2 protein-coding genes are annotated in these 1,583 nt (G+C 63.4%); one reads left to right on the top strand and one right to left on the bottom strand.

All coding sequences use genetic code 11. From position 1 onward, the window contains the following. Window positions 1-335 precede the first annotated feature (335 nt). A complete protein-coding gene (locus ACT541_RS20690; RefSeq protein WP_476139321.1) occupies window positions 336-758 on the bottom strand; it encodes a hypothetical protein in 423 nt (140 codons plus the stop codon). Between ACT541_RS20690 and ACT541_RS20685 the strand changes: the two genes are divergently transcribed. Beyond that, window positions 748-1,583: CHASE3 domain-containing protein (locus tag ACT541_RS20685; protein ID WP_476139319.1), on the top strand; the 836-nt coding region annotated here is incomplete at its 3' end. The two genes, ACT541_RS20690 and ACT541_RS20685, sit on opposite strands and share 11 nt — an antisense overlap.

Raw genomic sequence — 1,583 nt, 5'->3', positions numbered from 1 at the left:
TGTCGACCGGCCTGTCGGGCCAGGCGGTGGATCTGAAGCGGGTGGTCGAAGACTTCGTCCGCGACTTCGCCGCCGCCTGACGAACGGCAACGCACGAAACCAAGAGCCCCCGACGCGCCGCGTCGGGGGCCTTCTCTTTGCCGGGATCGGGAGCCGTCAGGCAAGGGACGCTTCGCGACGAAGTGCGCGCAAAAGGTGTCTTCGCGAGAGTCATTCCTCTTCGCTTGTATGGCGGGTTTACTGCGAGATGAATGTGACATTCCGCAACGTCATGCCGGTTAACCATCGGAAGTCGAAATATTAGGTATTTGTTAACTCTGCGCCGCAATTGTTTCTCATCGGAAGATCTTCGCCCCGAGAGTCATCTCGTCGATCTCGGTGCCCGCAAGCCTGCCGGCTGCGGGCGCTCCCGAATCGCGCATCCGGTGCCTCGTCGCGAAGTCTCTGCCTCGATGCATGAGGATCGCGAAGACGGTCTTCGCATCGTTCGACGTACGGCCTTCTCGGGCCACCTGGAATTTTACACTCTCGATCGTGGTTTCCATCCACGTCGCAATGGATCGGTCGGGGCTCAGTGCCTCGCCGAAACGCTGTTGCTTTGCCGATTGTCGCGTCCGACCAGCATACGCATCCTCTACCACAAGGCCAGGATCTGGGGGTCTCGCCATGAAGAACATATCAATCGCACAAAAGCTGATCATCGCATTCGGGTTGCTGATCTTCGTTTCGGTCGCTCTGAACTCGGTGGTGTTCTTCAACAAACGGACGCTCGAGCAGACCAGCGAATGGACGGCGCACACCTATCAGGTGCTCGAACAGGCCGAAGACGTGATGGGCGCGATGGTCGATCAGGAGACCGGCTTCCGCGGTTATCTGGTCACCGCCAACCCGGACAATCTCGGGCCCTACAAGTCCGGCCGCGAGCAGTTCAAGACCGCCATGGCCAAGATCAAGGCGCTGACGTCCGACAACCCGGCGCAGCAGAAGCGCCTCGACGACATCGCCGCCGCCGCCGAGCAGTGGAACACCGACGTCGCCTCGAAGGGCATCCAGCTGATGGGGACCGAAGCGACGCGGGCCGCGGCGCGTGAACTCGAGATCGTCGGCGCCGGCAAGAAGGCGATGGACGGCATCCGCGTCAAGATCGCCGAGGTCACCCAGGGCGAGCGGGCGTTGCTGACGGTTCGCGAGACGGCGCGCGTCGAGGCGCTGTCCTCGATAACCCTGGCGATCATCGTCAGTGCCGTGATCATGCTCGCCGTCGCCGTCGCTTGCGTCTGGGCTCTGGTGAAGGGCATTTCCACGCCGATCCGCGACATCACCGGCGCCATGGGCCGCATCGCCGGCGGCGATCTGCAGACCGCCGTGACGCATCAGGATCGCAAGGACGAGGTCGGCTCGATCGCTCAGGCGCTGCAGAGCTTCCGCGACAGCCTGCAGGTCGCCGAACGCGCGCGTCAGGAACAGGCGGTGCGGGAAGAGAACGAGCGCCGTCTGCTCGCCCGGCGCGAGAGGCTCGCCGGCGATTTCGTCGGCCGCATGCAGAGTCTCGCCGCCAGCTTCACCCAGTCGTCGGGCGAGAT

The organism is Pinisolibacter sp. DMC100 (assembly GCF_056313705.1).
This window is presented reverse-complemented; position numbering and strand designations above follow the sequence as displayed.